Source organism: Pseudoalteromonas sp. McH1-42, from assembly GCF_022347845.1.
GTDB lineage: Bacteria > Pseudomonadota > Gammaproteobacteria > Enterobacterales > Alteromonadaceae > Pseudoalteromonas > Pseudoalteromonas rubra_D.
This window is the reverse complement of the sequence record NZ_JAKRFU010000019.1, coordinates 93,136-119,696: the sequence shown is the minus strand read 5'-3', so window position 1 is coordinate 119,696 and position 26,561 is coordinate 93,136. Positions and strand designations below refer to the sequence as shown.

General features: G+C 47.0%; 23 protein-coding genes and 2 tRNA genes. 10 read left to right on the top strand and 15 right to left on the bottom strand.

The features are described from left to right. Window positions 1-18: 18 nt before the first annotated feature. The 3 genes from uvrC to MHN31_RS17315 all read right to left on the bottom strand — a co-directional run bounded on the left by uvrC (window position 19) and on the right by MHN31_RS17315 (window position 3,904). The gene (gene uvrC / locus MHN31_RS17325; RefSeq protein WP_239444894.1) at window positions 19-1,842 is read right to left on the bottom strand and encodes an excinuclease ABC subunit UvrC; all 1,824 of its coding nucleotides are present in this window, start codon (window positions 1,840-1,842) and stop codon (window positions 19-21) included. A gap of 38 nt (window positions 1,843-1,880) precedes the next feature. Continuing rightward, the gene (gene uvrY / locus MHN31_RS17320) at window positions 1,881-2,531 is read right to left on the bottom strand and encodes a UvrY/SirA/GacA family response regulator transcription factor (protein WP_010385932.1); all 651 of its coding nucleotides are present in this window, start codon (window positions 2,529-2,531) and stop codon (window positions 1,881-1,883) included. Window positions 2,532-2,737: 206 nt separating this feature from the next. After that, a complete protein-coding gene (locus tag MHN31_RS17315; RefSeq protein WP_194866709.1) occupies window positions 2,738-3,904 on the bottom strand; it encodes a dicarboxylate/amino acid:cation symporter in 1,167 nt (388 codons plus the stop codon). A gap of 214 nt (window positions 3,905-4,118) precedes the next feature. Here MHN31_RS17315 and MHN31_RS17310 point away from each other — a divergent pair, with 214 nt between their 5' ends. The 5 genes from MHN31_RS17310 to MHN31_RS17290 all read left to right on the top strand — a co-directional run bounded on the left by MHN31_RS17310 (window position 4,119) and on the right by MHN31_RS17290 (window position 11,143). Continuing rightward, entirely contained in the window at window positions 4,119-6,428 is a 2,310-nt protein-coding gene (locus MHN31_RS17310; protein WP_239444893.1) for a DUF5916 domain-containing protein, read from the top strand. Between the two features lie 202 nt (window positions 6,429-6,630). Then, the gene (cysK, locus tag MHN31_RS17305; RefSeq protein ID WP_125563273.1) at window positions 6,631-7,599 is read left to right on the top strand and encodes a cysteine synthase A; all 969 of its coding nucleotides are present in this window, start codon (window positions 6,631-6,633) and stop codon (window positions 7,597-7,599) included. A gap of 192 nt (window positions 7,600-7,791) precedes the next feature. Next, window positions 7,792-8,694 carry a transporter substrate-binding domain-containing protein gene (locus MHN31_RS17300; RefSeq protein WP_228553095.1) on the top strand — a complete coding sequence of 301 codons (903 nt, stop codon included), beginning with the start codon at window positions 7,792-7,794 and terminating at the stop codon, window positions 8,692-8,694. Between the two features lie 102 nt (window positions 8,695-8,796). Then, window positions 8,797-10,176 (top strand): MATE family efflux transporter, encoded by a 1,380-nt coding sequence (locus MHN31_RS17295; RefSeq protein WP_239444892.1) that lies wholly within the window; start codon window positions 8,797-8,799, stop codon window positions 10,174-10,176. After that, window positions 10,163-11,143, top strand: a complete 981-nt coding sequence (locus MHN31_RS17290) for a helix-turn-helix domain-containing protein (protein ID WP_239444891.1) — start codon at window positions 10,163-10,165, stop codon at window positions 11,141-11,143. Before MHN31_RS17295 ends, MHN31_RS17290 begins: the two co-directional genes overlap by 14 nt. Here the strand turns inward: MHN31_RS17290 and queE are convergent. After that, window positions 11,140-11,805 (bottom strand): 7-carboxy-7-deazaguanine synthase QueE, encoded by a 666-nt coding sequence (gene queE, locus MHN31_RS17285; RefSeq protein WP_138537862.1) that lies wholly within the window; start codon window positions 11,803-11,805, stop codon window positions 11,140-11,142. The genes MHN31_RS17290 and queE overlap by 4 nt on opposite strands. Window positions 11,806-12,035: 230 nt before the next feature. On the opposite strand from queE, the gene queC reads away from it, so the two are divergent. Together queC and MHN31_RS17275 are read left to right on the top strand one after the other, a co-directional pair. Further along, window positions 12,036-12,692: a 7-cyano-7-deazaguanine synthase QueC gene (queC, locus tag MHN31_RS17280; protein ID WP_125563281.1), complete on the top strand. Its 657-nt coding sequence runs from the start codon at window positions 12,036-12,038 to the stop codon at window positions 12,690-12,692. Window positions 12,693-12,823: 131 nt separating this feature from the next. Beyond that, complete coding sequence (locus MHN31_RS17275; RefSeq protein WP_125563283.1) at window positions 12,824-13,054, top strand: hypothetical protein; 231 nt, start codon at window positions 12,824-12,826, stop codon at window positions 13,052-13,054. Window positions 13,055-13,108: 54 nt separating this feature from the next. Here the strand turns inward: MHN31_RS17275 and MHN31_RS17270 are convergent, their stop codons facing one another. From MHN31_RS17270 to rlmE, 10 genes are all read right to left on the bottom strand, one after another. Then, on the bottom strand, window positions 13,109-14,080 hold the full coding sequence (locus MHN31_RS17270; protein ID WP_125563285.1) for a RimK family alpha-L-glutamate ligase: 972 nt from the start codon (window positions 14,078-14,080) through the stop codon (window positions 13,109-13,111). A 111-nt stretch (window positions 14,081-14,191) separates the two neighbouring features. After that, window positions 14,192-16,183 (bottom strand): UvrD-helicase domain-containing protein, encoded by a 1,992-nt coding sequence (locus MHN31_RS17265; protein ID WP_239444890.1) that lies wholly within the window; start codon window positions 16,181-16,183, stop codon window positions 14,192-14,194. Between the two features lie 102 nt (window positions 16,184-16,285). Continuing rightward, window positions 16,286-16,371, bottom strand: a tRNA-Leu gene (locus MHN31_RS17260). 81 nt (window positions 16,372-16,452) lie between these two features. Then, window positions 16,453-16,538: transfer RNA gene (locus tag MHN31_RS17255), tRNA-Leu, on the bottom strand. A gap of 10 nt (window positions 16,539-16,548) precedes the next feature. Then, window positions 16,549-16,896: a preprotein translocase subunit SecG gene (secG, locus tag MHN31_RS17250; protein ID WP_125563290.1), complete on the bottom strand. Its 348-nt coding sequence runs from the start codon at window positions 16,894-16,896 to the stop codon at window positions 16,549-16,551. Window positions 16,897-16,900: 4 nt separating this feature from the next. Next, on the bottom strand, window positions 16,901-17,644 hold the full coding sequence (gene tpiA, locus MHN31_RS17245) for a triose-phosphate isomerase (protein ID WP_125563292.1): 744 nt from the start codon (window positions 17,642-17,644) through the stop codon (window positions 16,901-16,903). Window positions 17,645-17,723: 79 nt separating this feature from the next. After that, a complete protein-coding gene (glmM, locus tag MHN31_RS17240; protein WP_125563294.1) occupies window positions 17,724-19,064 on the bottom strand; it encodes a phosphoglucosamine mutase in 1,341 nt (446 codons plus the stop codon). Continuing rightward, window positions 19,061-19,906, bottom strand: a complete 846-nt coding sequence (gene folP / locus MHN31_RS17235; RefSeq protein ID WP_194866714.1) for a dihydropteroate synthase — start codon at window positions 19,904-19,906, stop codon at window positions 19,061-19,063. The genes glmM and folP overlap by 4 nt, the downstream gene beginning before the upstream one ends. A gap of 394 nt (window positions 19,907-20,300) precedes the next feature. Then, on the bottom strand, window positions 20,301-22,235 hold the full coding sequence (gene ftsH / locus MHN31_RS17230; RefSeq protein WP_239444889.1) for an ATP-dependent zinc metalloprotease FtsH: 1,935 nt from the start codon (window positions 22,233-22,235) through the stop codon (window positions 20,301-20,303). Window positions 22,236-22,303: 68 nt separating this feature from the next. Further along, a complete protein-coding gene (rlmE, locus tag MHN31_RS17225) occupies window positions 22,304-22,933 on the bottom strand; it encodes a 23S rRNA (uridine(2552)-2'-O)-methyltransferase RlmE (RefSeq protein ID WP_010385909.1) in 630 nt (209 codons plus the stop codon). 83 nt (window positions 22,934-23,016) lie between these two features. Here rlmE and yhbY point away from each other — a divergent pair, with 83 nt between their 5' ends. Then, entirely contained in the window at window positions 23,017-23,313 is a 297-nt protein-coding gene (gene yhbY / locus MHN31_RS17220; protein ID WP_010385908.1) for a ribosome assembly RNA-binding protein YhbY, read from the top strand. Between the two features lie 3 nt (window positions 23,314-23,316). Here yhbY and MHN31_RS17215 read toward each other — a convergent pair whose 3' ends face one another. Then, window positions 23,317-24,489 carry a serine hydrolase domain-containing protein gene (locus MHN31_RS17215; RefSeq protein WP_239444918.1) on the bottom strand — a complete coding sequence of 391 codons (1,173 nt, stop codon included), beginning with the start codon at window positions 24,487-24,489 and terminating at the stop codon, window positions 23,317-23,319. 180 nt (window positions 24,490-24,669) lie between these two features. On the opposite strand from MHN31_RS17215, the gene MHN31_RS17210 reads away from it, so the two are divergent. After that, entirely contained in the window at window positions 24,670-25,476 is an 807-nt protein-coding gene (locus MHN31_RS17210; RefSeq protein ID WP_138537856.1) for a hypothetical protein, read from the top strand. 307 nt (window positions 25,477-25,783) lie between these two features. Beyond that, a complete protein-coding gene (locus MHN31_RS17205) occupies window positions 25,784-26,491 on the top strand; it encodes a response regulator transcription factor (RefSeq protein ID WP_194866716.1) in 708 nt (235 codons plus the stop codon). Window positions 26,492-26,561: the final 70 nt, after the last annotated feature.

Genomic DNA, 26,561 nt, shown 5'->3' with positions numbered 1-26,561 from the left:
CTATGTTCGCATGAACGCTTAAGCTTTGTCATGCAAATGGTTAAATATCTTTTCAGCCAGCTGAGGGCTGATCCCGGGCACTTGTTTTAGTTGTTGTATATTGGCGGCTTTTACGCCCTGCATTCCTCCAAGGTATTTAAGTAGTGCCTGGCGTCGCTTCAGGCCAACGCCTTCTATTTCTTCCAGAACCGATTGAGTACGTTGTTTCTGACGCTTGCTTCTGTGTCCCGCAATAGCAAAACGATGAGATTCATCGCGGATATGCTGGATCAGATGCAATGCTGGTGAGTCGCTGTCCAGGTTAATGGTTTTGCGGCCGCCATCGATGAGTAAGGTTTCCAAACCGGGCTTACGACTGGTGCCCTTCGCAACGCCGATCAACATAGGCAACTTATCCAACGTCCAGGATTCGAAGAAAGATTCTGCTCTAGAGAGCTGGCCTTTACCACCGTCAATGAAAATGATATCAGGCACTTTATCAGGATCGGTTACTTTACCGTAGCGCTTGTTCAGTGCAAACGCCATGGCCGCATAGTCATCTCCCGGTGTAATCCCGGTCACATTATAGCGACGATATTCACGATTATTAGGCCCCTGACCGTCAAATACCACACAGGATGCCACGGTGTTTTCACCCATGGTATGACTGATATCAAAACATTCCATACGATTGATATCCGACAGGCCAAGCGCGGCTTTTAATCTGGCATATCGTTTGTCGATAGAATCCTGCGCATTTTGCTTGACCATAATGCTGTTTAGGGCATTTTTATTGGCCAGTTCCAGATATTGTGCACGCTCGGCTCGTACGTTTACCCGCAATTGTACTTTACGCTCGGCAACCTGGGTGAGCGCTGCGGTCAAATCGTCCAACTCAGCAATCTCAAACGGCAATACAATGTCTTTAGCAATCCGGCCGTGACTCCCCGTGGAAACGTAATATTGGCCGACAAAACTGGTTAGAATTTCTTCACGCCCTGAGTCTTTAGGTACTTTAGGGAAAAACGTTTTGGACCCCAAAACTTTATGTTCCCGGATCATCAGCATATGAACCGCACATAAGCCATTCAATTGAGCAAAGCCTATCACATCCATTTCGGCAAAGTTACCGGCCACAGATTGCTGCTCCTGCATTTGCCGTAACAATGCAATTTGATCCCGATACTTAGCTGCCGCTTCAAAGTTGAGTTCCATGCTCGCCTGTTCCATTTTACCGACCAAAGTAGCAATCACCTGGTGTGACTTACCACTAAGAAACTGACGCACCATGTCAACCTGCTCAGCATAGTCATCATCACTGACTTTTGCCACGCAAGGCGCAGAACAACGCTTTAGTTGATGTTGTAAACAAGGACGACTGCGCGCCCGGTAGTAAGCATCTTCACATTGTCTGACGGGAAAAATCTTCTGCATCAGACGTAAGCTTTCGGATACTGCGGCACTGCTGGGAAAAGGGCCAAAGTACTCGCCTTTTTTCTTTCTGGAGCCACGATGAAAGGCAAGCCTAGGGTGACGATGATCGGTCAGTAAAATATATGGATAGGATTTGTCATCGCGCAGGAGAATATTGTACCTGGGCTGATATTTTTTGATCAGGTTATTTTCCAGCAATAATGCTTCGGTCTCTGTATTCGTCAAGGTCACTTCGATATGACGAATATTACTCACAAGGACCCGAGTCTTGGCATCTGGAATATTGCTGCGAAAGTAGCTGCTGACGCGTTTTTTGAGGTTTTTAGCTTTACCGACATAAATAACCTGGTGGTCTTCGTCATACATACGATACACACCAGGTTCCGTGGTCAGCGTTCTGAGAAACGCCTGACTATCAAACACTGCCATGGTTGAGACTTGTCTCTTACTTAGAACAACTGACTCACTTAGTGAGAGCTGTCTATATCAATCATTTTATGGCGAATGGCCAGATGTGTTAGCTCAACATCGCCACTGACGTTCAGCTTCTCGAACATACGATAGCGATAGCTATTCACCGTTTTAGAGCTCAGGTTGAGCCTGTCCGCAATGTCCTGCGCTTTTTCACCTTTGGTGATCATTAGCATGATTTGAAGTTCGCGATCAGATAAAGACTGAAACGGGTTTTCATCTACTTTGCCACTAAATTGCGCCAGCGCGATTTGCTGCGCAATCTCAGGGGCGATATAACGCTGGCCCGCATTGACAGCTCGGATCGCGTTGATCATTTCATCCGGACCTGCACTTTTGGTTAAATAACCGTGCGCACCAATCTGCATGACCTTGCTGGGAAACGGATCTTCACAATGCACAGTCAGTACAATCACTTTCACGTCCGGGCAGTAACGACAAATTTTCTTTGTTGCTTCCAGACCGCCAATACCTGGCATATTCATATCCATTAGCACGATATCAGGTTCACTTTGGCGACAGTAGCTGACCGCCTCTTCACCCGTTTTAGCCTCTCCGACCACTTTAAACCCGCGCACGTCATCCAGAATGCGCTTTATACCGGTTCTGACAAGTTCATGATCATCAACTAAAAGTACGTTAATCAACGGGTCACCCTCACACTAGCCTTGGTAATGGCAATAACTGCCAAATGTCATTTATATAATCGTCTGATAATGAATGCATTATGCACACATTATTGCACACAGACCGCACGCGATTATGCTCTGCAAGAGTAACACAGAAAATTGCAAAGCATAATCAATTCCAGTTTCTAATTAAGGTAAAAACAGCCTTTAGTATGATAGTAAGACTAAGAATTACCGTGCAATTTTAGATCTTGCTCCGAAAAACGGTCTACCCACAAAGCAATCACACCATCACCCGTTACATTACAAGCGGTACCGAAACTGTCCTGTGCCAGATACAAAGCGATCATTAGCGCAACAGCGCTTTCATCGAAGCCCAGCATGGTACTGAGTAACCCAAGGGCAGACATAACCGCCCCACCCGGCGCACCCGGTGCAGCAATCATGACGATACCCAGCATAAAGATGAAAGGCAGCATCTCAGCCAGCGAAGGCAAAGCCATCGTCGGAGACAGCAGCATCACCGCCATAGTACAGGTGACGATGGTAATTGTAGAACCAGACAGGTGGATAGTTGCACATAAAGGTACGGTAAAGTTAGCAACCTCTTCTTTCACTTTATTCGATTTGCTGGCTCGCAGGGAAACCGGGATCGTCGCTGCACTGGACATAGTACCGATTGCAGTAAAATAAGCCGGCAGCATATTTTTAATCAATTCAACGGGGTTACGCTTTAGCAACACACCTGAAGTAATATACAAAAATGCCAACCACAGCCAGTGCATTGCAACTGCAGCAAGCAACACCACGCCAAATGTACTCAGGGTATCAGCCACCGTGCCCGCAACCGCCATCTCTGCAAACACACCAGCGATATAAAATGGCAAGGCAGGAATAATGACCTTAGCAAGTAATGCATCAATGACATCACGCCCCTGATCCACAACTTGCTTTAATTGCGTCAGATGAAGCTGACTGATCCCAATACCAAACACAAAAGCAGTCGCCAGTGCTGTCATCACGCCCATCAGAGGCGGTACTTCAAGCTTAATAAGGCTCTCAATTTCTGTTGCTTCTGTGGCCTGATAAGCCACACTGCCATCAAACATAGGCACAACCATACTGACCAGCACCACCGCCAAAGTACCTGCAATCACAGTAGAACCGTAGGCAAAGCCAACTGTTTTACCAAGTAAATGCCCTGATGCCTTCGGCAAGCCGGCAATACCTGACGCGATATAGAACAAAATAATAAGCGGAATAGTAAAGGAAATAAGCTGACCAATAATCACTTTTACAGTGTACAGCAGTTCGACCATCAGCATTGGCAGATAAAAGCCCGCCAGGACACCGGCGAAAATACCAGCGACAAGTTTTAAAATAAGAGACATACAACACGCCTGAGTAAAAAACAGATGCGCCTTTTTACCATGGAATGACAATGCAGGTACATAGTTGTGCGATACGAGTTGACTAACTGTTCACAAAATAGAAATAAAACACCACTTAACCCCGCTAGTTTGCTATTAAACGATAAACAATTGTTCACACTGTATCTCTGTTATTTAATGCACCATCAAAGTTGTGCTATCGAACCCTCTAATAATGTTAAATAAAGTTTTAAGTTCTCTGTGCTTCGCTGTTCCCTCTTTGTGGTTCAGTGCCACCGCCTTTGCAGCGGAGCCTGCTATTCCTCATATCAACGCCAGTGTAACCATCGACGGGAAACTAGAAGAGAGCATCTGGCAACAAGCCAAAGTGATTGCCATTAATAATGTCACCTGGCCGTACGAAAATACACCCAGCCCGGTGCAAACCAGCGTACGTGTGTTCGAAAATGGCCAGTCACTGTTTCTGGCATTTGATGCCAAAGACCCAGATCCCAGTCAGATCAGGGCATTTTTCCGTGACAGGGACCGCAACTGGAACGACGATCTGGTGGGCATAAAAATAGACTCCTTCAACACAGGTCGCAGTGCTTATCAATTCTTCATTAATCCGCTGGGTGTACAGCAAGATTCGATAGAAAATGTACTCAGTGGCAGCGAGGATGATTCCTGGAATGGTATTTGGGATTCTGCCGGGCAAATCAATGAGTCTGGGTATGTGGTTGAAGTAGAGATCCCATTACGTGTGCTCAATTTTGATAACAGCCAGGACACGAAAACCATGGCCATGGAGTTCCTGCGCTTTTACCCACGTAGCGAAAGGCTGCGTATTTCCAGTATGCAAATCGCCCATGAAAATCAATGCTGGGTTTGCCAAATGCCGGCATACACCGGATTTTCTGGCGCGCAGCAAAGCAGCAACCTTGCCGTGATCCCCTCTATGGTTGTCAGCCGCCAGCAAACCAGAGACATTGATGGCAGCACGATCCCGGACTGGGAAAACGACACCGACTATGAACCCGGGCTAGATGTCAAATGGGCAATCACCCCGGACACAACACTGAATGCGACGCTCAACCCGGATTTTTCTCAGGTAGAAGCCGACAATGGTCAGCTCAGTGTTAATAACAGCTTTAGCTTGTTCTTCCCGGAAAAACGGGCATTCTTCCTCGACAATGCAGACTACTTTTCCTCACATATTAATCTGTTGCACACCCGTAATATTGCCGCGCCGGATTATGGGGCCAAACTAACCGGTAGCAAGCAAGGCCACACCTATGCAGCTTTTGTCACTAACGATGAGTTTACCAATGTCATGGTGCCGGGGAACCTGGGGTCCAGCGTCGTTTCATTGGAACAAAAAAGTGAAAATGCCGCACTGCGCTACCGCTATGATGCCGACGAGACACTCTCTGTGGGCGCACTAACCACAACCCGGCAAAGTAATGATTATAAGAATCAGCTGTTCAGTGTGGACGGTAAATACGAGCCCACTGCGAACGATACGTTCAAAGCACAGATCTTAACGTCAAAAACTGACTATGATCCGGCTATGGTCAAAGAACTTTGTGATGACGAAACACTGGAAGACTGTGAAATAGACGAAAGCGTACTGCGCACCCAGCTAAAAGATGATAATCAAGGCCTGGGTTATATGCTGGACTATCGTCATAACCGCAAGCACTGGAAAGCCTTTGCCAGCTATCGCAACTATGATGCTGCGCTACGCGCCGACATGGGATTCCTGTCGCAAGTGGACTTCAATAAGTTTATTACCGGGTTTGAATACCGTTGGTATGGTGATGAAAACACCTGGTGGAACCGCACACGCTGGTATACTGACTGGGATATTAGCCACAATGAAAACGGTGAGTTACTGGAAAAAGAAGTCCAGAGCAATATCGCTATCAGCGGACCACTGCAAAGTATCATTGATTTTGGTTTCGACCATCGTAAGCGTACCGGATTACGCCATGACGAAACCAGCCTGGCCATTGATGGCAACACGGACTTATTTACCGAAAACACGCAATGGATTTACCTGGAGAGTAAGCCCGCACCCGGCATCTTCAGCGGACTCACCCTGCGCAGAGGTAACCGCGTTGATTTAGCCAATAATCGCATGGCGGATGAGCGTTACATACGCCCTTTGCTGGACTTCTACCTTGGTCAGCACTTTGAGATCCGACTTCGTCATACGTATCAAAAGCTCACCGCTGAAGGTATGGAAGTGTTTACAGCAAACCTGAGCGACGTGCGCTTCACTTATCAGTTTAACATTAACAGTTATCTGAGGCTGGCCTTCATTAAAACGGATATTCGCCGTAATCAGGCCAACTACATTGATGATGTAGACAGTCACTATAAACGCCTGAGCACCCAATTGCTTTACGCTTATAAGCTGAACCCACAGACCGTGTTTTTTGCCGGCTATTCAGACAATGGATATCAGGATGACGATTTGAGTAAAATCAGCAAAGACAACAAGACGTTTTTTGCCAAGTTTAGCTACGCCTGGCTGCTGTGATCCAGACACGCTGAGGCCTGATCAGACACATCAACTCTGGGCGGGCCTTAACTGCTCTTTTATTATACATATTTATTTTTTTATTCCATCAGGGCATAAGCCTTTTTAATATATCTTATAGCCATTCTTTCCTTTTGTTTTGCTCCAGCCCCAGTAAAGTGTGACTAGTATTAAATATCCTTAGCTCATTGAAGGGAAAATTATGTCGAACGTTTTTGCAGATAACAGCCTGGCAATTGGCAACACCCCGATTGTTAAACTTAATCGCGTAACAGGTGGCAATGTTTTTGCCAAAATTGAATCTCGTAACCCGAGCTTCAGCGTAAAGTGCCGTATTGGTGCCTCGATGATTTGGGAAGCCGAGAAAGCCGGTTTGCTAAGCGAAGGCAAAGAGCTGATCGAGCCAACTTCTGGTAACACAGGTATTGCACTGGCTTTCGTTGCCGCATCCCGTGGTTATAAGCTTACCCTGACCATGCCAAATACCATGAGTCTTGAGCGCCGTAAGCTACTAAAAGCGCTAGGTGCAAACCTGGTACTAACTGAAGGTGCCAAAGGTATGAAAGGCGCCATCGAGAAAGCCAATGAAATCCTGGCTGGCGACCCTGAAAAGTACGTACTGCTACAACAGTTCGAGAACCCGGCTAACCCGAAAATTCATGAAGAGACCACAGGTCCTGAAATTTTTGAAGCGATGGACGGTGCAATCGATTACTTCGTAGCCGGTGTTGGCACAGGCGGCACAATTTCTGGTGTAACTCGTTACCTGAAGAAAGAGAAAGGCCTGGCTGTTAAGTCAATTGCAGTAGAGCCTGTTGATTCAGCCGTTATTTCTCAAGCTCTGGCTGGTGAAGAGTTGAAGCCTGGTCCACACAAAATTCAGGGTATCGGCGCTGGTTTCATTCCTGGCAACCTGGATCTTGAGCTGCTTGATGGCACAGAGCAAGTATCAAACGAAGATGCGATTGCAATGGCACATCAGCTAATGAAAGACGAAGGTATCTTAGTCGGTATTTCTTCTGGTGCTGCGGTGGTTGCTGCTAAGCGTCTTGCAGAGAAGCCTGAAAATGCAGACAAGAACATCGTCGTTATTCTACCAAGTGCAACAGAGCGTTACTTGTCGAGCCCATTATTTGCTGATGAGTTCACCGATCAGGAGTTGGTTCAGTAATCTGAATACACCACGCTCGTTAGACTAATTGTCTATAATAAGGCCAGCTAAATGCTGGCCTTATTGTCTTCTGTCCTTCCTTTTAGCGTGATAATGTCTAGACTTAATGGATAATCGATGTAGCCTAAAAGCAAGCTCATCGTTTTATTTTTAAACGTTTTTATCTCAATTGTGCGCACCAGGAAATAGGTTATGAAAATACTCACCCGGCTATTGTTGCTGTTAATGTGCAGCCTCTCTGTGACTGCCTTTGCGAGCCTGAATGTCGGCTACTTTAAACAAGGTAAGTACCTTATGGTCCAGGGTGAACAATATAAAAATGGCTACCTGTACAACAAAAGTGGGGATAAACCGTTATTGCATCTGGTAACACTGGACTGGCCGCCTTATATTGGCGACCAGCTATGTAATAAAGGCTGGGTATTTCAATTTACAATCTCGTTGCTGGCGGATCAGGACTACCCTGTTTATGTCGAATTCCTGCCCTGGGCCCGCGCTGTCAAAGCCGTTGAATCCGGCCGGGCAGACATCCTCTTTCCTGAGTACTTTATCGAAGATGCGTCTCCCTCTGATAACTACCCCGGCAAAACGCGCCGTGAATTACTGGCACTGTCTAATGCATACCCAGGTGGTGAAATTACCTTGCTAAAACGCCGTGGTGAGTCAGACAGCTTCGAGGGCAACCTTAATGCACTCAAAGGCGCAACCATAGGAGTGGTACGGGGCTATCAGAACACCCCCGAGTTTGACGCCATGATGGACAACAACGAATTCATCATTGTCGAAGCCGTCGACGATTTACAACTTGTTAAGCTACTGGTAGGCAAGCGCGTTGACCTGATTATTGGCGACCCCAAAGTGCTGCGCTTTACCGTAAGTTATTCAGATTTGACTAAATCTGAAAAGGTCACCTTGTTGCGCGGGCTGGAAAATGTGGAGCCAGCTTTGAGATACAACAATCTGTATTTTGCACTCAGTAAAGCCAAACCGAACTGGCGTAGCGTCCTGAATGACCTTAATAAAGGCCTGTATCTGTTTAAAAATAGTGGTGAAACCGATCGCATCATCGAAATGGGCAGCTCAGAGTGTTATTAACTGATAAGCCTTCGCTTACTCAAGTGCGCAAGATTTGAATATTTTTCATAGAATGAGCGACATAGACTAGCCAGACATTAAATCAATGTCAGGTAATGATGGATGTCTGTTGATCCAAATCGCTCTTCCAGTAACTCAGAGCACCTCGCGACCGAGCCGGTCGCCATCTTGTTTTTGAAACACTTTTTTCCAATATGCATCGGTATGCTGGTTATCGGCCTGTACAACCTGATAGATGGTCTGTTTATCAGCCACTTTGTGGGGGAGCAGGCGTTGGGCGCAGTTGCCATGGTATTCCCTGTTCAAATGGGGATTGCAGCGCTGGCTGCTATGCTCTCTGCCGGCATGTCAACTATGGTTACCCGTCTGCTGGGCGCCAGACAACGAGCAAAAGCCGGATTGATAATTGGCCATACCTTGCAGATAGCAATGCTACTCAGCGCAATCCTCCTGGTATTAGGCTGGCTCTATCCACTTGAGATACTAAACTGGCTCAGCGTCGATCCGGTATTCAAAGCCGACGCTTTCGCTTATCTTTATCCCATTATGCTATGTAGTTTTGTTGCGATAATTTTGCCTGTACTGGGAGATATTTTTCGTGCTGAAGGACAACCGCACAAGCTCATGCTGATCATGTTAACGGCCTCCGGACTCAATATTGTGCTGGATTACGTGTTTATTGCAGTATTTGAATGGGGTGTTACCGGCGCGGCTTCGGCCACAGTGATATCACAGGCTACCGCCTTGCTATTGGCCTTATACCTGCTATCGAGACCCGGCAGGTTTACCCCCATTTATTTTGCAATTGATCATAAAGCCTGGCTCCCTATTTTGTCGACAGGGGCACCGGTGTTGATCACACACCTCTGTCTGGGCTGGCAAACGGCCATCATGAATCTTCAGCTCATGCAAACCGCAGGAGAAACCTGGGTTATCACTTATGGTATGCTAAGTCGGGTGCTGACCTTTGCTACTCTGCCCATGGTTGCCATGCTGGTCACCTTTCAAACCTTATGTGCCTTTAACCTTGCAGCACAAAAAGCAGAACGGGTGCGTAAATCAATTGAAATCGCGCTCATTTCAATGATGCTGTATGCCACACTCGTGACAATCCAGCTTGCTTTGTTTGCCCCAAATGTCATGGCCTGGTTTACCAACCAGTCATTACTGATATATCAGGGTCAGGAAATGATACACTCCGCACTGTGGGGGCTGCCACTTGTCGCCTTGATGTTGGTTGCCAGCGGCTTTTATCAGTCTATTGGCGACCCTCGCCGAGCTAGTTTTTATAGTGCATTCAGGATCATATTTGTGTTTACGCCGTTGCTTTTTGTACTGCCACTGTGGTTTGACCTGAACGGGATCTTTATCGCGATAGTCAGCGCCGATATCATCACCGCGCTGGCGACCTGTTGCCTGTGTTGGTTTCACTACAAACAAGCAACCTCAAACAAACTGGAGATTATCAGTGCAAAAAACTGACCGGCAGGAAAAGCATCGGGACTTATATTATCAGCGCTTGAAACCTGTGGTTGCTTATATTCACAGCCACCCGGATCAGCCTGTTAGTCTGGAAAAAGCCGCGCGACTCAGCCACTTTTCTAAGTGCCATTTACAACGCATTTTTTCTGCCCTGATGGGTGAATCCCTGACCCAATACAGTAATCGGGTAAGGCTGGAACGCGCCGCTTCTTTACTGTTCTTTCACCCCGAAATAAGCGTAACTGACATTGCACTGGACTGCGGCTATTCAAGTAGCGCCAACTTCACGCGCTCTTTCAAAGAACACTATGGCATTACACCAATCAGCATTAGAAAAACAGAGCGCCTTAAAAAGCAGCTGGCAGAGCGCCTTGAAGTTCAGAAGATGAACGTTGAATTACTGATGCGACTGCAAGCCGAAAAGATGTCTGCGAAGCAGCCTGACATATCACCCACGGCCAGCCGGATCATGAAGATTGATGCAATGGACTTATGCACCCTCAGGGCGCCGCAAGGCTATCACCTTGATGGGATCTGGCAATGCTGGGAGCAACTAAATCAATGGGCCCAAGTGCATGGTCTTAACTCGCACAGCATTACTAAGTTCGGATTTGGTCATGACAACCCCCTCTTTACCCCGCTGGATAAAGCCAGATATGACGGTGCGTTGGTGATCCCCTCGGGATTAAAAGACAAAGTTAAAAGCCCTTTCAGACTAAGTGCGTTAGCTGCGGGTCAGTATGCGGTTTTTCGCTACCATGACTTAGTGAGTAACCTGCTGCCTTTTCAGCTGGCCCTCTACGCAGCCTGGTTACCGAACAGCGGGTTTGAGCCGGACGATGCCCCGCTCATTGAGCATTACGACCGACCAGTTGATAACGACCATAACAAAGACCCTGCAAAACGTATGATTGCGCTGGAGATCTGGTTAAAAGTCAAACCGCTGGCTAACACGACACCCGATTAACTGATGCCAATATATTTATGGACCTGCACAGACAAGCGCCAGTTTTTCCGTTTACATGTATCAATGGCCAGCTTAGTCGCCTTCGCCTTTTGACTGATAGGTTGCAGGTATACCAGCTTAGGCTGAACCCCGGTCTCTTCGAACAAGGCTTCCAGCTCTTCTACGTGCTTCTCCATTGCGACCGGGTGTTTAATCTCATCCGCTCTTTGCATCGCACTTGCCAGGACTTTGTAGCCGCCGCGCATATTGATTTTCGGAGATACCGTTACCCAGGTTTGCGCTGGCACCAGAATTTCAAAAGTACCGCTGGTTTCTACCTGAGTTTGATATCCCTTAGCATGAAGCTTGTCGCACAACGGGTTGAGATCATACATACAAGGCTCGCCCCCGGTGATTACTACATGTTTTGCGGTATAGCCGCGCGCTTCAAACAAGGCCAGTAGTTGCTCAGGTGTGGCATTGGCCCAAAAGTCTGAATCCGCTTTTTTCTCTACCGTTTGATCCAAGCTTACAAGATAAACGGGGTCAACCTCCCAGGTCTGCTTGGTATCACACCAGGCGCAACCTACAGGGCATCCCTGTAAGCGCACAAAAATGGAAGGCACACCAGTGTGGCTGGCTTCACCCTGGATGGTTTCAAACACTTCATTTATCTTGTACAAAACAGCTCCGAACTCACTTTACATACCGGATTCAAACCGGACACATGACGACTTAATAACGTTTACATTTTACTCTGGCAAAAACCATAACGCTGAAAAACAGGCATTATCTGACCCGTCGGATTGTCATTTTTTCAGCGGCCGTGTAGTATATCGCGCCCTGACATAAACCTCTATTAAAATCGCGAGCAATGTCAGTGAGTATTCGAGCACACAAACGAGGCAAACCTATGAGCGAAAAAGTCGTTGTTATTTATTCCGGTGGCATGGATTCATATACAGTCCTGAACAAGGCACTTAAATCAGGCTATGAGGTCTATGCACTGTCTTTTAATTATGGCCAGCGTCATGTAAAAGAGCTCGAAGTTGCACGTCAAGCCTGCGACGAACTCGGTGTGGCTCATAAAATCGTCGACATTTCCGCTATCAATCAGCTGATCGGTGGTTCATCACTAACTGATGACATTGAAGTACCTGAAGGCCATTACGAAGAAGAAAGCATGAAAAGCACTGTGGTGCCAAACCGCAACATGATCTTGCTGTCTCTGGCGGTTGGCTATGCGGTTTCGCTCAAGGCCAGTAAAGTCTTTTACGGTGCCCATTCAGGCGACCATGCAATCTATCCGGACTGTCGCCCTGAGTTTGTGAAAAAAATGGACGACGTCTGCCGCATCGCAAATTATGAAGAAATTGAAATTGTTTGCCCATACCTGAACAACAGCAAGATTGAGATCCTCACAGACGGCCTGAAAATGGGGCTCGACTACAGTAAAACCTGGACCTGCTACAATGGTCGTGAGAAGGCCTGTGGTAAGTGTGGAGCCTGCCAGGAGCGCCTGGAAGCCTTTACATTAAATCAGGCCAGTGACCCACTGTCTTACGAATAACGTCCATCATTTGCTCAGTGGGCAAAGCTACGCCCACTGGCTAAATCACATCTTGAAACAGATCCAATCAAGACCTCTGTTCGATAATTTGCTAACCTAGGACTATCAAAGTGAGAAAGGGAGTCACAGATATGTCCGGCACAACTATGGTTTTTTTAATTGTCTTAGTGGCAGTGGGTTTTGGCGTTATCCGCGATATCTTTGCTAAGCGCCTCGAAATGAAAAAGCTCGACGGAATGAGTCAAGCCGAAAAACAGGCAATGCAGGATGAAATTCAGCAACTCAAAGCCCGTGTAGCAACGCTTGAGCAGATCATCACCGATGATGGCTATCAGGTTGCTAAAGAAATCAATAAGCTATGATACCAGCCAGCAATGGTTGCTGGTATCACTTGGGCTCTAAGCCGTGCTGACAAGTTAAGCGCTGGTAGGCTGTGGCTTAGCCACCTGCTTTTTGGCTTCTGAGACCTTTGGCTTTTTCTTGTCGAATATCCCCAAACGAATTCGGATAAAGTGCAGTATCTCCCGCGCCACATCAACATCAACCGCAGCTTCTAAGCCTTCGAAACCTGGGCTCGAATTCGCTTCGCAGATCTTAAAGTGTTCTTCATCAAACAACAGATCGATCCCCGCCATATCCAGATTAAGAATATTCGCCGTTTGCGTTGCTAGCCATTCTATCTCGGGGGTGATTGGATGCGACAGGCCTTTCGCGCCCGCACTCACATTCGCTTTGAAGTTTGCGCCGCCTGAATTTCGCTCCATACAAGCAACCACACGCCCACCAATCGTCAATACACGTAAATCCCTACCGTGACTCGACTTAATGAACTTTTGCAGAATAATGTTTGCTTTCGGGCTGGTCGCTTCAATTAACTGCATTAAGTCGTCAAACTCACTGCGCGTTTTTGACAAAAAGACCCCACTGCCCTGTGAGCCAGACAGCGTTTTTACCACCACCGGGAATCCAATCTGCTTTTCAACCAGATCAATATTAACCGGAAACTTCACCAGCATGGTTTTTGGCGTGGGTAAATTTTGCTGTGCCAGGATCTGCTGTGCAAACAATTTGTCTTTTACTGTTTCAGTTGCTTCTGAGCTGTTAAAACAGTGCACGCCGAGCCGCTCAAGGTGACGAATAATCGCCAGTGCAAAATACGTTGTTCCAGCTCCCATACGAGGTAACACAAAATCGGGCAGCGATACCGGCTCGCCATCGATCAAAACACTTTGATCGTCTTCACGAGATACCAGCAAGTCAAACTGATCAGGAGAAAACACCTGCAGATCTATGTTCTCCTCCTGGGCAACTTCCAGTAGGCGTTTAATTTCGTATGTTTCTGGCTTTAAAAGGTTTGCCGAGTCTTTGTATATAATCCATCCACGCATTGGGTGCTCTGTGCTCGCTTGAAATTCAAAGCGCGGATTATGAAAAGCTATGGCCCCAAAGTACAACAAAATTTATTTGTCGTCAGGATAAAAGAATTACCAGTTAAAGGGTCAGTTCACTAGTGCCAGGGTCTGCTCGATAAACGGGCTGGGTTCGTCAGGCACCAGCAAACAAACTTGCCGACGGGCACGGGTAAGCGCAACATAGAACAATCGCCGCTCCTCCGCATCTGGATACGACTCCCGCGCAGGTAATAACGCCTCTATGATCGCCGCACTTTGCTGCCTGGCGGGCACGCTGTTGCTATGCAAACCCAATAAAATGCTAAAATCAGCCTCTTTACCCTTAGCGCCGTGAAAAGTCAGCGCGGTAATACGCGCGCGAGGAAATCGCTGAGCAAGTTTGGCCAACACTTCTGCTGATGGCAAATATTTGTGATTACGTGCCAATAACAAGACTGAGCAAGGCTCAGCCGTCAGGCTCATAAACCCATCGATTGCTTTGCTTAGCGCCTCCTCCTCCTCCGGGTACGTAATCAACACGGGGCAACTGGCCACTTGGCTCGAATTAACCCGTTTAATCAATTGACCAGGGTTTTGACATACAAATTCGCTAGCAATGTCCAGTAGCTGTTGTGGATAACGAAATGTCATATCGAGCTGTTGGATCGTTGCCTCTCCAAAGTGCTCCGAAAAGTGGGTCGTCATAGAGATATCTCCACCACTAAAACGATATATCGCCTGCCAGTCGTCTCCGACGGCAAACAAATCGCTCTTACTGTTGCGCACCAGCAGCGCTTTGAGCAACTCGGCCCGAAGCGGAGAAATATCCTGAAATTCATCAACCAGAATGTAATGCCAGGGACTGTGAAACTTGCCACTACGCACATATTCGATGGCACGCGTGATCATGTCATCAAAGTCAATACATTGCTCTTTTTGCAAATAGAGCTGATAGTCAGTAAGAACAGGCCGGAAGCAGTTCGTCCATAGGGAAAACTCATGACTCAATGACTGCGTTTTGCCCAAAAACAAGGCCTGCTTGTAAAAGCTCAGCGCCTCCGAAAATTGCCGGATCAATTTCGTTGCCGCTCGGGAGGTCAGGTCGAGTTTTTGGCTGTTTTCAGTTGCTGAAAACTGACTTTTCAGCAACGCCTGTAAATCACGCTGATAATGGGGCTCCTGACACAAAGATGCCAGCGTTTCGGCAATAAACTGCTCTCTGGCTGCGTCACTCTGACACAACGCAGACAAGGTCGGTTTGTTACCTTCAACTTGAGCGATGATCTCCAGCCCAAGGCTATGAAAGGTTGCGCACTCCACCGCAACCTTGCTGTGCGTCAGCCGTTGCTGCATCTCAACAGCCGCTTCCTTTCCATATGCAAGCATAAGTATCTGCTCAGTCCGGGCTTGTTGGGTGTGAAGCAAATAAGCGGCTTTGGCTACCATGACACTGGTTTTTCCGGTTCCCGCCCCTGCAAGCAATAGCTGGCGCTCATCCTGTACCACGCATGCTCGACGCTGTGCCTGGGTCAAGGGCTGCGTACACACCGTATCGAAAAAGCCCTCATAACGACGTAACTGGGCCTGAATAAAGGCTTCTCTGAATTGAGCCAGATCTTCCTCATGCCAGCAGTGCAGCTCAGCCACCGTGTATTGGGCCTGCCGCAGTACCTCATTCATGTCTGGCTGGTTTTGCCAGCCGCTCCAGTACTTTGCCAACTCAGTTATAACAGAGCGAGTTGTAGCCCAATAACGTACAGACAAATATCGATGCTGCAGTAGCCGCTCCACAGCCGCAACCGACGAAAGCAGGCGTGCTTTATGCGTGTTTAACCAGAAGGTTTCAAGCTGAGATTGTAAGTGTGGGTCGGGTTGATGTTTTACCCGAATAGCCAGTACCTGATCCTGCTCATGACACAGTAGGCGTGCGCCTAACCAATCCACCGAAATGGCAGGAGGCTGATGTTGCTGTGCCCAGGCAATCAGCTTTTCACCGTCCGCCTTAAGTACCCTTATTCCTTGTGGGCATACGTCGATTGATCTAACGCCATGGAAAACTTTGGAAATAAAATGAGCAGGAAAATGCATAGAAAGAAACACAAACTAATTTCTTTTATTGTAACCTATGTAAGCGGAATAACGCACTTAAGTAGTTTAAATTCGGGCGTTTTTGAAAATAAGAAAGGAGTCTAGATAACCGATTGGTGCGAATGGGGGGACTTGAACCCCCACGAGCTATGCTCACCACCCCCTCAAGATGGCGTGTCTACCAATTCCACCACATTCGCAATTCGGTGTAATGCATTGTCGCTTAGTGACGACTTATCTCATATCTGATGAGAGAGCCAGTGCATCGCTGGCTCTGAGTTTGGTGCGAACGGGGGGACTTGAACCCCCACGAGCTATGCTCACCACCCCCTCAAGATGGCGTGTCTACCAATTCCACCACGTTCGCTAAGAAGTTTTTAGTTTGGGACGTCTGAGTTGTTTTGAGACTCTTCTGACGCTGGTACATCTTGACTAGCAGGCACTACTGTAGAAGCTGGTGCTTCAAGGTTTTCCCACTGATCTGCCTGTTTAATTTGGCTGGCAGTCAGACTACCCAAAACAATACTCAGGACGAAAAATACCGTCGCAAGAACTGTTGTTGTTTTGGTCATAAAGTTACCAGCACCTGATGAACCAAACACGGTTGCTGACGCTCCAGCACCGAAAGATGACCCCATGTCGGCGCCTTTGCCTTGCTGAATTAAGATCATGCCGATCAAAGCCAGCGAGACCACCAAATAAATAACCAAAAGAATCTCGTACATTTACTTATCCCTTTGCACTTTCACAGATAGCACTAAAGCTTTCAGGTTTGAGACTCGCTCCGCCTATCAGGCCGCCGTCAATATCTGCTTGTGCGAACAATAATTCACTATTACTTTCATTCACACTGCCGCCATATAATATGCGCAGTGCATCTGCAACCTGTTCATCATAACTACGTAACAAATCGCGAATATACTTGTGCGTTGCCTGAGCTTGCTCTGGTGTGGCTGTTAAACCAGTACCGATGGCCCAAACAGGCTCGTATGCTATCACAGAATTTACCAGTGATGCTATGCCTAATTTTTCAATGACAGATTCAAGCTGTTGTTTAACAACTTCTTCTGTCTTGCCATCTGTTCTTTGTTCTTGGGTTTCACCAATACACAGAATAGGTGTCAAACCACTTTGCTGCGCTTGAGCAAATTTGTTTGCGACATCTTCATTAGATTCGCCGTAAATACTGCGTCTTTCAGAGTGGCCAACTAAGGTGTAATTTGCACCAAGGGCTTTCACTAAAGAAGCTTGTATTTCACCTGTATAGGCACCAGCATCAAATTCTGACACAGTCTGTGTGCCACATTTTAAACCTGCTGATATTGCCTCAGACAGTAACACCGCAGGAGGAAAAACTAATACCTCACACTGTTGCTCTGCGACTTGCGCACTCACCGCTGCAATTTCTTTTATCAGCTCTAGTGAGCCGTTCATTTTCCAGTTGCCTGCGACGATTGGCTTTCTCTGTCCCATGTATTACTCCGCATCAGAAAGCGGGTGAGATACTAACGTCACTCACCCTAAGTTACAAGAAAAAATTGTGGATTTTGGTTTAGTTGCTCACAGATTCAACGACTTGAGCAATTTTGGTGGCAAAGTCAATAACTTGCTTTTCCTGTTCAGCTTCAACCATAACGCGAACAACAGGCTCAGTGCCTGACTTTCTTAACAAGACCCGACCTTTATCACCCAACTCGGCTTCAACCTCTTTCACCGCTTGTTGAACCACATCCGTTGATACGGGATCTGTACCTTTGACATAACGCACATTGATCATTTTCATCGGATATTTGACAAATCCGGCGCCTAAATCTTTCAGCGTCTGGTTTTGAGCAACCATTGCAGCCAGTACCTGTAAGCTTGATACAATACCGTCGCCTGTTGGGATGAGCTCAAGATTCAAGACGTGACCTGAGCTTTCACCGCCAATCGTCCAGCCATGCTCCTGAAGCTTACTCAGCACATAACGGTCGCCCACTTTACTGCGTTCAAACGGAATGTCTCTCTCTTTCAGCGCATTTTCCAACCCCATATTGGACATCACAGTGCCAACCACACCGCCTTTTAGGTGTCCACTACGCTGAGCTTGCGCAGCGATGATATATACAATGTCGTCCCCATCAAACACACGGCCGTTATGATCTACCATCATGACGCGGTCGCCATCACCATCATAAGCGATCCCCACATCGGCCTGATGCTCAAGTACATGGCGTTTTAAAGCATCTACGTGCGTTGCACCGCACTTTTCATTGATATTAACTCCATTTGGCTCACAAGCCGTGCAGATCACTTCCGCGCCTAATTCACGCATAACTGCCGGCGCAATGTGGTAAGTCGCACCGTTTGCGCAATCCAAGACGATTTTGAGCCCCTCGAGTGATAGTTCGTTGGGGAATTGCCCTTTACAGAATTCGATATAACGACCATCTGCGTTTTCCAGGCGTCGTGCCTTACCAAGCTTATCTGAAGCCACACAGGTCATTGGCTCATCGAGCATAGCTTCAATTTCAAGCTCAACCTGGTCTGGTAATTTCTTACCATCACCACCGAAGAATTTTATCCCGTTGTCATGGTATGGGTTGTGCGACGCACTGATCACAATGCCCGCTTCGGCCCGAAATGTTTGCGTCAAGTAAGCAACGGCAGGTGTGGGCATTGGCCCAAGCAGCACGACATTAATCCCTGCAGCGATTAATCCTGCTTCCAAAGACGTTTCCAGCAGATAGCCTGAAATGCGCGTATCTTTGCCTATGATTACTTTTTTGGTGCCAGACTTTGACAGCACTTTACCTGCCGCCCAGCCTAATTTAAGTGCAAATTCAGGTGTGATCGGAAACTCTCCAACCATACCCCGCACACCATCGGTACCAAAATATTTTCTTGTTGTCATTCATTTACTCCATGCGTTGCTGCGCGCCAAACCCGCAGCACATCATTGGTTTCTTTAACATCATGAACACGTATAATCTGCGCGCCCTGTTGAGCACATAACAATGCTCCACTAAGGCTCGCAGCCAAGCGTTCATCTGTATCCCGATTAAGTAATTTGCCAAACATAGATTTGCGGGATAACCCGGCAAGAATAGGACGTTGTAGTTCAGCAAAGTAAGATAATTGTCCTAACAGTGAAAAGTTATGTTCCAGCGTTTTTCCAAAGCCAAACCCTGGATCAATAATGAGGCGTTCACGTGCTATGCCTGCTTCAACACAGCAAGCCATACGTGACTCGAAAAATGCGCTGATATCTCTAAACAGGTCCTCATAGCAGGGATTGAGCTGCATCGTTCTGGGTTGCCCCTGCATGTGCATCAGGCACACTGCAACATCATCATAATGTGCAGCCACGTCAAGTGCACCTGGCTCCTGCAACGCACGCACATCGTTGATCATATCAGCACCCGCTTCAATCGCAGCTGACATAACCTCAGCTTTACTGGTGTCAACTGAAATAACACAGTCAGACTGAGCCCGTATTCCTTCAATCACGGGGATAACACGCTCAAGCTCTTGTTCCAATGCGACATCAGGTGCGCCAGGACGTGTTGACTCCCCCCCAATATCGAGCACACTTGCGCCTTGCTGAAGAAGGGTCAAACCATGATTGACAGCGCTGTCAGACTGACAATACTTGCCGCCATCTGAAAAGGAATCAGGAGTTACGTTAACAATTCCCATTATCTGGGGTGTAGACAGGTCAAGTGTACGACCACGAGGAAGTTTAAGCTTAAGCATAATACGCCTGTTGAATTGCTTTTATATAAGCATATTTTATAAAAAACTGCCACATTAAGATAGTGAGTGCTCGCTGTGAAGAGCATACCTGACACCACATGAATGGCTGCTTACTTAATCCAATTCGTCGAATTTCGGCTCTTTAGGAGGCCTGGAAGATGCCAATTCACAGCATCCATCTGTATACATATATACAGTGTTCTAGTCCTGATAATTATCTAGGCGGACTTTCATTTTCCCTATGCTCTAAGTATTCGTTGGCTAAACGTGAGATAAGATAAGTCTCAGCCAGTAAAATCTGTTAGCCAGACGAATTGGTAAAGAAGTCATCCTTAAAATATAAAAAAACCCCGGCTAATGCCGGGGTTTATCAATTATTGAATTCTAACTTAGATTATAACTTGTCATCAAGCTCAGAACCCGATACTGGCGCACTTTCGCTCTTTTCAGCGTCAGTATCGGTGCCAGCAGAAGTACCCGTATTACCATTATCGGTTGGCTTACGGTCATGCGCGTCTCTTGGAGGACGCACCTCTTTTCTTTCCATTAAGTCGTCAATCTGGCCTGCATCAATTGTTTCATACTTCATCAATGCATCCTTCATGGCATGAAGGATATCCATATTGTCTTTCAGAATTTGTTCCGCCCTGCCATAGTTGCGGGTTACAAAGTCCTTAATTTCAGCATCAATGAGCTTAGCAGTCTCATCAGACACACCTGCCATGCGTGACGACCCGCCACCCATAAACATTTCGCCCTGCTCTTCCATGTACATCTGAGGACCCAGCTTTGGACTAAGACCCCATTGCGTAACCATTTTACGGGCAATATCAGTGGCTCGCTCAATGTCGTTGCTGGCACCCGTCGTTACTTTGTCATCTCCATATATAATGGCCTCTGCGATTCGGCCACCATACAGGCTGGATAGCATAGACTCCAAATGCTCTTTTGAGTGACTAACTCTGTCTTGCTCAGGCAAATACATAGTTACACCCAATGCGCGGCCACGCGGAATAATAGACACTTTGTAGACAGGATCATGCTCTGGCACCAATCGACCTACAATCGCGTGACCTGCCTCGTGGTATGCTGTCATTTCTTTTTCTTTCTCAGACATCACCATAGATTTACGCTCTGCGCCCATCATGATCTTGTCCTTGGCTGCGTCAAATTCAGCCATGCTCACTTTACGTTTGTTACCACGGGCAGCAAATAGCGCAGCTTCATTAACCAGGTTAGCCAGGTCAGCACCTGAGAAACCAGGTGTACCACGGGCAATAACCGATGCCTCAACGTTTTCATCAAGCGGCACTTTGCGCATATGTACATTCAGGATTTGCTCACGACCACGTACGTCTGGTAAGCCTACAACAACCTGACGGTCAAAACGGCCAGGACGCAGCAATGCCGGGTCAAGTACATCGGGACGGTTCGTCGCAGCAATAACGATAATACCTTCATTGCCTTCGAAACCATCCATTTCAACCAGCATCTGGTTCAGAGTTTGCTCACGCTCATCGTGACCACCACCCATACCAGCACCACGTTTGCGGCCTACGGCGTCTATCTCATCGATAAAGATAATACACGGCGCAGCTTTCTTTGCCTGATCGAACATGTCTCGTACGCGTGACGCACCAACACCAACAAACATTTCTACGAAGTCAGAACCTGAAATGGTAAAAAATGGTACTTTAGCTTCACCAGCGACCGCTTTGGCAAGCAAAGTTTTACCTGTACCAGGAGGACCGACCATCAACACACCCTTAGGAATGTTACCGCCAAGCTTTTGGAACTTAGACGGGTCACGCAAAAAGTCGACCAGTTCGGTCACGTCTTCTTTTGCTTCATCGCACCCTGCAACGTCGGCAAATGTAGTTTTAACCTGGTCTTCCCCCATCAGGCGAGCTTTGCTCTTACCAAATGACATGGCGCCTTTACCACCGCCACCTTGCATCTGACGCATAAAGAAGATCCACACACCAATTAACAACAGCATAGGGAACCAGGAAATGAAGATATTAGCCAGGAAAGACTGCTCTTCCGGCGCAACCCCTTTAACGTTTACGTCGTTTTTAAGTAAGTCATTGATCAGGTCGTCATCATACAACGGCATAATGGTTTGAAAACGTTCACCATTATTTTTGACCCCTGTGATCGTACCAGCTGTGCGGTCGATGTTAACATCGCGGACTACACCACTACGCACTTCGTTCACAAACTGAGTGTAACTAGTTTGGCGATCTGCTTGTTCGCCACCATTGAAGCTCTGAAACACGGTCATTAGCACGACTGCTATCACCAACCAGAGTATTAAGTTCTTCGCCATATCGCTCAAGGGGTTAACCTCTTGTATCTAAAATAATTCAAATTCGTCTTAAAAGCGTCTCAACTGTACTACAGTTTGTAGCCCGTCGCCACTATATATACTTCACGAGATCGTGGACGAGATGCTTTTGGTTTGCGGATCTTAACCACTTTAAAGGCATTACGCACGTCCTGCACAAACTGATCAAAGCCTTCGCCTTGAAACACCTTCACGGCAAACGCCCCATTCGGTTTGAGAACCTGATGGCACATATCAAATGCCAACTCGACCAAGTACATGCTACCAGCCTGATCTATCACATTGTTGCCACTCATATTGGGTGCCATATCCGAACATACCACATCAATATTTTTGCCACCAATTCGCTCCATTAAGGCATTGAGTACGGCTTCTTCGCGAAAGTCACCTTGCAAAAAGGCGACACCCGGCAGAGAGTCCATTGGCAAAATATCACATGCGATCACTTCGCCCTTCTCACCGACCTGTTCGGCCAAATACTGAGACCAGCTTCCTGGCGCTGCGCCCAGGTCGACAACATGCATACCTGGTCTAAACAATTTGTCTTTTTGTTGGATCTCTTCCAACTTAAACACAGCACGTGAGCGATAGCCTCGCTTTTGTGCCTCATGAACATAAGGATCTTCAACATGTTCTTTTAACCAGCGTTTGGAGCTCGCTGAGTGCTTTTTATTTGCCATATTAACTGCAACTCATTAGTAATATTCTTTAGATGGCGTTAGAATAGCGGTAATTCAAGCCTTAATTAGTAAATTGTATCAATATGACATTATCAAATAAACAGAAGCAGTACCTAAAAGGGTTAGCACATGACCTAAAACCCGTTGTTTTGCTCGGTGGTAACGGGCTGACAGAAGGAGTTCTGTTAGAGATTGAGCAATGTTTAGACATCCACGAACTCATCAAGGTCAAAGTACCGACCAATGATCGTGAAACCAAACAGCTTATCTTTGAAGCCATTATCCGTGAAACAGGTGCCCACAAGGTTCAGACAATCGGCCATATCGTCGTTTTGTATCGCCAAAGTGAAGATAAAAAAATCCAGTTACCTCGCCAGTAGCATCTAGCTGGCTGCCTGAGCATCAGCTTGTGCCCTGGCAGCTCTGCTAAATTCAATGGCCTGACGAATGAATTCTGTACTCAGGCCATTGATGACCCCACTTTCTGCATTCAGCAGCAAACTAAAACCAATCCCCAACTCTGGTAACACTGCCACATCCGCTCTATAACCTTGCACCCAGCCACTGTGGTAATACATTAATTCACCTGAAAAACTATAAATACGCCAGCCAAGGCCATAATGTGCTTGTTCAACATAATTACGCCACACACGCCTGCGCAATTCGCGCTTTGTGTGCGTATACGGGCGTGACTGTATGGTAAGCGCATCCAGCGACAAGACCGACGGGTATATGCCCAGTTGTGCCTTTAGCCATTGCGCCATATCTGCGGCACTGGCATTCACACCCGCTGCTGGCGCCACTTTATAGTAGTGCGGCTTCAGCCTGGCAGTGTGCCATCGTTTAGTCCCTCGCACATGAGGCGCCGCAAAATTATCATCTCTGGTCATGTGCGCATGACCTAAGCCCGCATCTTTCATACCCAAAGGAGCAAAAAAGAAGTGCTCGAGCCAGGATTCGTAGCTAAGTTGCGTTGTTTGCGCAATCACATTGCCGATCAAACTAAACATAACATTCTGATAGCCATAACAAATACCCGGCCTACAAAGATGCTTAACATCAACCAGGCGCGGATAAATTTTGTCATACGTCATGCGTGACTCTATCAGGTTGTCATAGGCGTTGGGTACCAGACCGCTAGAGTGGCTCAGTAAGTGGTATAACTTGGCCTTACCGTAAGCGCTCTCACTGAAAATAGGCAGGTGCTCCGCAACGGTATCTTCGAGATTAAGAACCCCTTGAGCTGCCAACTTGGCAGTCAGGGAGCCGGCAAAGGTCTTGGATACCGAGGCTAACCGAAAGCGCGTATTGGCCGTGACGTTGCGCCCTTTTTTAACTTTGGTTTGCCCTATGCCTACGATATGATCACCATGCTGCTGATGAACAATACTCAAAGCAGCACCCGGTATCGATTTTTCTTTTAGTTTTTGTTTGAGTTGCTTAGAATATGCGTTCACAAATTGCTCCCAGCGCAGCTGTTCGCTGTCTGGGTTAGCCTGAGCGACCCAAGTCGACAGTGCGAAAGCAATAATAATAAGATGATGCAGTGACTTCATAATGATCCGATTCATTAACACGCTGCACATAATATCATGAAGTTTGGCACTGCTCACGCGGACAATCCTTGTTGGTCATAGAAATTCTTCAATGCGGACCGAGGGACAGTGTCAAATAATTTGTCGTGTTTTAATGCAGCTAAGTGCTGATCTATAAAACTAAGTTTAGAGGTATAAGTCATGCGCTGTTTGCTTTCAATTATTGCCTTGGCCGGACTCACAGGGTGTATTGCAACACCGCCAATGGCCCCCAAACTGGACGTGCCAAAAAAGCCGCTATTAACTAAATCCGTTTACCAGCTGTCATATAGCACTGAACTCGAATCTGCCCGGATCAAATCTGTGCAACTGCCCGCTCACCCAGTTAAGAGTGGTAATACAGTTTACATAGATACCAGTAAAGTAAGCGTCACAGACACATTGCGTAAGCAGATTATCCAACTACTAAAAGACAAAGGCTTGACAGTCGTCGCACAAAAAAGCAGTGACTACCACCTGGTTGTGCAGCAAATGGATCTATCATTTGGCAAGGACAAGGTTTATGTACTCAATAAACCTGAAGATCCCCACCCTTACATTGCGCAACTCGCCCAAACGATCCCAAGTAAGCAGTGTAGTAATATCATTGCGTCTTTAAGCATGCGGCTGACGCACAAGTCATCCTCCGATGTCATTTGGTTTGCCAAATCATCGATTAACAGTGCTGGATATCAGGGCATTCCGCTACAATATACCTTCACAGAAACAGAAAAGGTCGCAAACGAACACGCGGTGATCTCCTTCATTGTTGAACAAAACCAAGAAGAAGCACGCCGAGCCAGATACAATCAGGCTGTCGACATCCCGCCCTATCAGGTGGAAACACAGATTTCGCCTTTGGTAAAAACGGCTGGCGCATGTAATCAAACAGAAGTGAGCGCACTGACCAGCGACATGATGCATCATTTGAGTCGAGGTCTGATAGAAAAGCTTAATGTATTGCTTTAATACCAATTTCACTTAATACCTGGTCTATTTGAAGGAGCAAATAGGACGCTAACGGCGTTAAAAATTTCTTATTTAGAATAACTAAATAGCAAAATTTTTGCCTTGTTATCGACCCTATTTTCTCGCCTCAAAATAGATCACTTAATTAAGCAAATTGGTATAACTGGAGTTCTCACACAAGAACACACACTTAATTACACTTTTTACGTGATTCATACTTATAATTGCAGGCAAGAACATAATTCAAACAAAATAAATAACGCCTTGTCCAGCTGAATCCAGGCAAGCGCAATAAAGGAGAAGTCAAATGGAGCAATACGGCACGATTTTGTTGGTTGAAGATGACGAATCACTCGCACAGTGGGTTGCTGATTACCTGAATAATCAAGGCTACACTACCGAGTGTTGTTATCGCGGCGATCAGGTTGTCAGTATGGTCAAACAACACGAACCGGATTTGGTTTTACTGGACATCATGTTACCGGGTCAGGATGGTATCAGCGTATGTCGCGAATTGCGCCAGTTTTACAACAAGCCCATCATCATGCTGACAGCAAAAGATGAAGAAATGGACGAAGTGATTGGACTGGAGGTAGGTGCCAGCGATTATGTGATAAAACCCGTGCGCCCTAGAGCGTTACTCGCGCGTATCAAAGCCAACATGCGCGTTGCCCAGGACAATGACGCCGGCACAGATAGCAGCGCAGTAATGCTCAATGTCGGTAATCTCCGCATAGACACTCAGGCACGCAAGGTCATCGTCGCAGACCAGGAAGTGAATGTCTCCAGTGCTGAATACCTATTGCTGCATTTCCTCGCCAGCAACGCCGGTGAAGTGGTGTCCCGGGATGCGGTGTTCAAAGCCACCAAAGGCCGTGAATACGATGGTCTGGACCGCAGTGTTGACGTACTCATTTCTGCGCTGCGCAAAAAGTTCGGTGATGACCCCCAAAACCCTGAAAAAATTAAAACAATCTGGGGGAAAGGCTATCTGCTGGTACCTTCAGCGTGGTAAGCCAGACTTTAATCTATTTATAGGTCCGCTTTTGACTACGCGGACCCCAGCCTTTCCCTTGCCTACCTTA

What these genes read in the sequence shown, in the direction of transcription:
- uvrC (WP_239444894.1), bottom strand. Translation starts at nt 1,842, where the DNA reads ATGGCAGTGTTTGATAGTCAGGCGTTTCTCAGAACGCTGACCACGGAA.
- MHN31_RS17315 (WP_194866709.1), bottom strand. Translation starts at nt 3,904, where the DNA reads ATGTCTCTTATTTTAAAACTTGTCGCTGGTATTTTCGCCGGTGTCCTG.
- MHN31_RS17310 (WP_239444893.1), top strand. Translation starts at nt 4,119, where the DNA reads ATGTTAAATAAAGTTTTAAGTTCTCTGTGCTTCGCTGTTCCCTCTTTG.
- cysK (WP_125563273.1), top strand. Translation starts at nt 6,631, where the DNA reads ATGTCGAACGTTTTTGCAGATAACAGCCTGGCAATTGGCAACACCCCG.
- MHN31_RS17300 (WP_228553095.1), top strand. Translation starts at nt 7,792, where the DNA reads ATGAAAATACTCACCCGGCTATTGTTGCTGTTAATGTGCAGCCTCTCT.
- MHN31_RS17295 (WP_239444892.1), top strand. Translation starts at nt 8,797, where the DNA reads ATGTCTGTTGATCCAAATCGCTCTTCCAGTAACTCAGAGCACCTCGCG.
- queC (WP_125563281.1), top strand. Translation starts at nt 12,036, where the DNA reads ATGAGCGAAAAAGTCGTTGTTATTTATTCCGGTGGCATGGATTCATAT.
- MHN31_RS17275 (WP_125563283.1), top strand. Translation starts at nt 12,824, where the DNA reads ATGTCCGGCACAACTATGGTTTTTTTAATTGTCTTAGTGGCAGTGGGT.
- MHN31_RS17270 (WP_125563285.1), bottom strand. Translation starts at nt 14,080, where the DNA reads ATGCGTGGATGGATTATATACAAAGACTCGGCAAACCTTTTAAAGCCA.
- secG (WP_125563290.1), bottom strand. Translation starts at nt 16,896, where the DNA reads ATGTACGAGATTCTTTTGGTTATTTATTTGGTGGTCTCGCTGGCTTTG.
- tpiA (WP_125563292.1), bottom strand. Translation starts at nt 17,644, where the DNA reads ATGGGACAGAGAAAGCCAATCGTCGCAGGCAACTGGAAAATGAACGGC.
- glmM (WP_125563294.1), bottom strand. Translation starts at nt 19,064, where the DNA reads ATGACAACAAGAAAATATTTTGGTACCGATGGTGTGCGGGGTATGGTT.
- folP (WP_194866714.1), bottom strand. Translation starts at nt 19,906, where the DNA reads ATGCTTAAGCTTAAACTTCCTCGTGGTCGTACACTTGACCTGTCTACA.
- ftsH (WP_239444889.1), bottom strand. Translation starts at nt 22,235, where the DNA reads ATGGCGAAGAACTTAATACTCTGGTTGGTGATAGCAGTCGTGCTAATG.
- rlmE (WP_010385909.1), bottom strand. Translation starts at nt 22,933, where the DNA reads ATGGCAAATAAAAAGCACTCAGCGAGCTCCAAACGCTGGTTAAAAGAA.
- yhbY (WP_010385908.1), top strand. Translation starts at nt 23,017, where the DNA reads ATGACATTATCAAATAAACAGAAGCAGTACCTAAAAGGGTTAGCACAT.
- MHN31_RS17215 (WP_239444918.1), bottom strand. Translation starts at nt 24,489, where the DNA reads ATGAAGTCACTGCATCATCTTATTATTATTGCTTTCGCACTGTCGACT.
- MHN31_RS17210 (WP_138537856.1), top strand. Translation starts at nt 24,670, where the DNA reads ATGCGCTGTTTGCTTTCAATTATTGCCTTGGCCGGACTCACAGGGTGT.
- MHN31_RS17205 (WP_194866716.1), top strand. Translation starts at nt 25,784, where the DNA reads ATGGAGCAATACGGCACGATTTTGTTGGTTGAAGATGACGAATCACTC.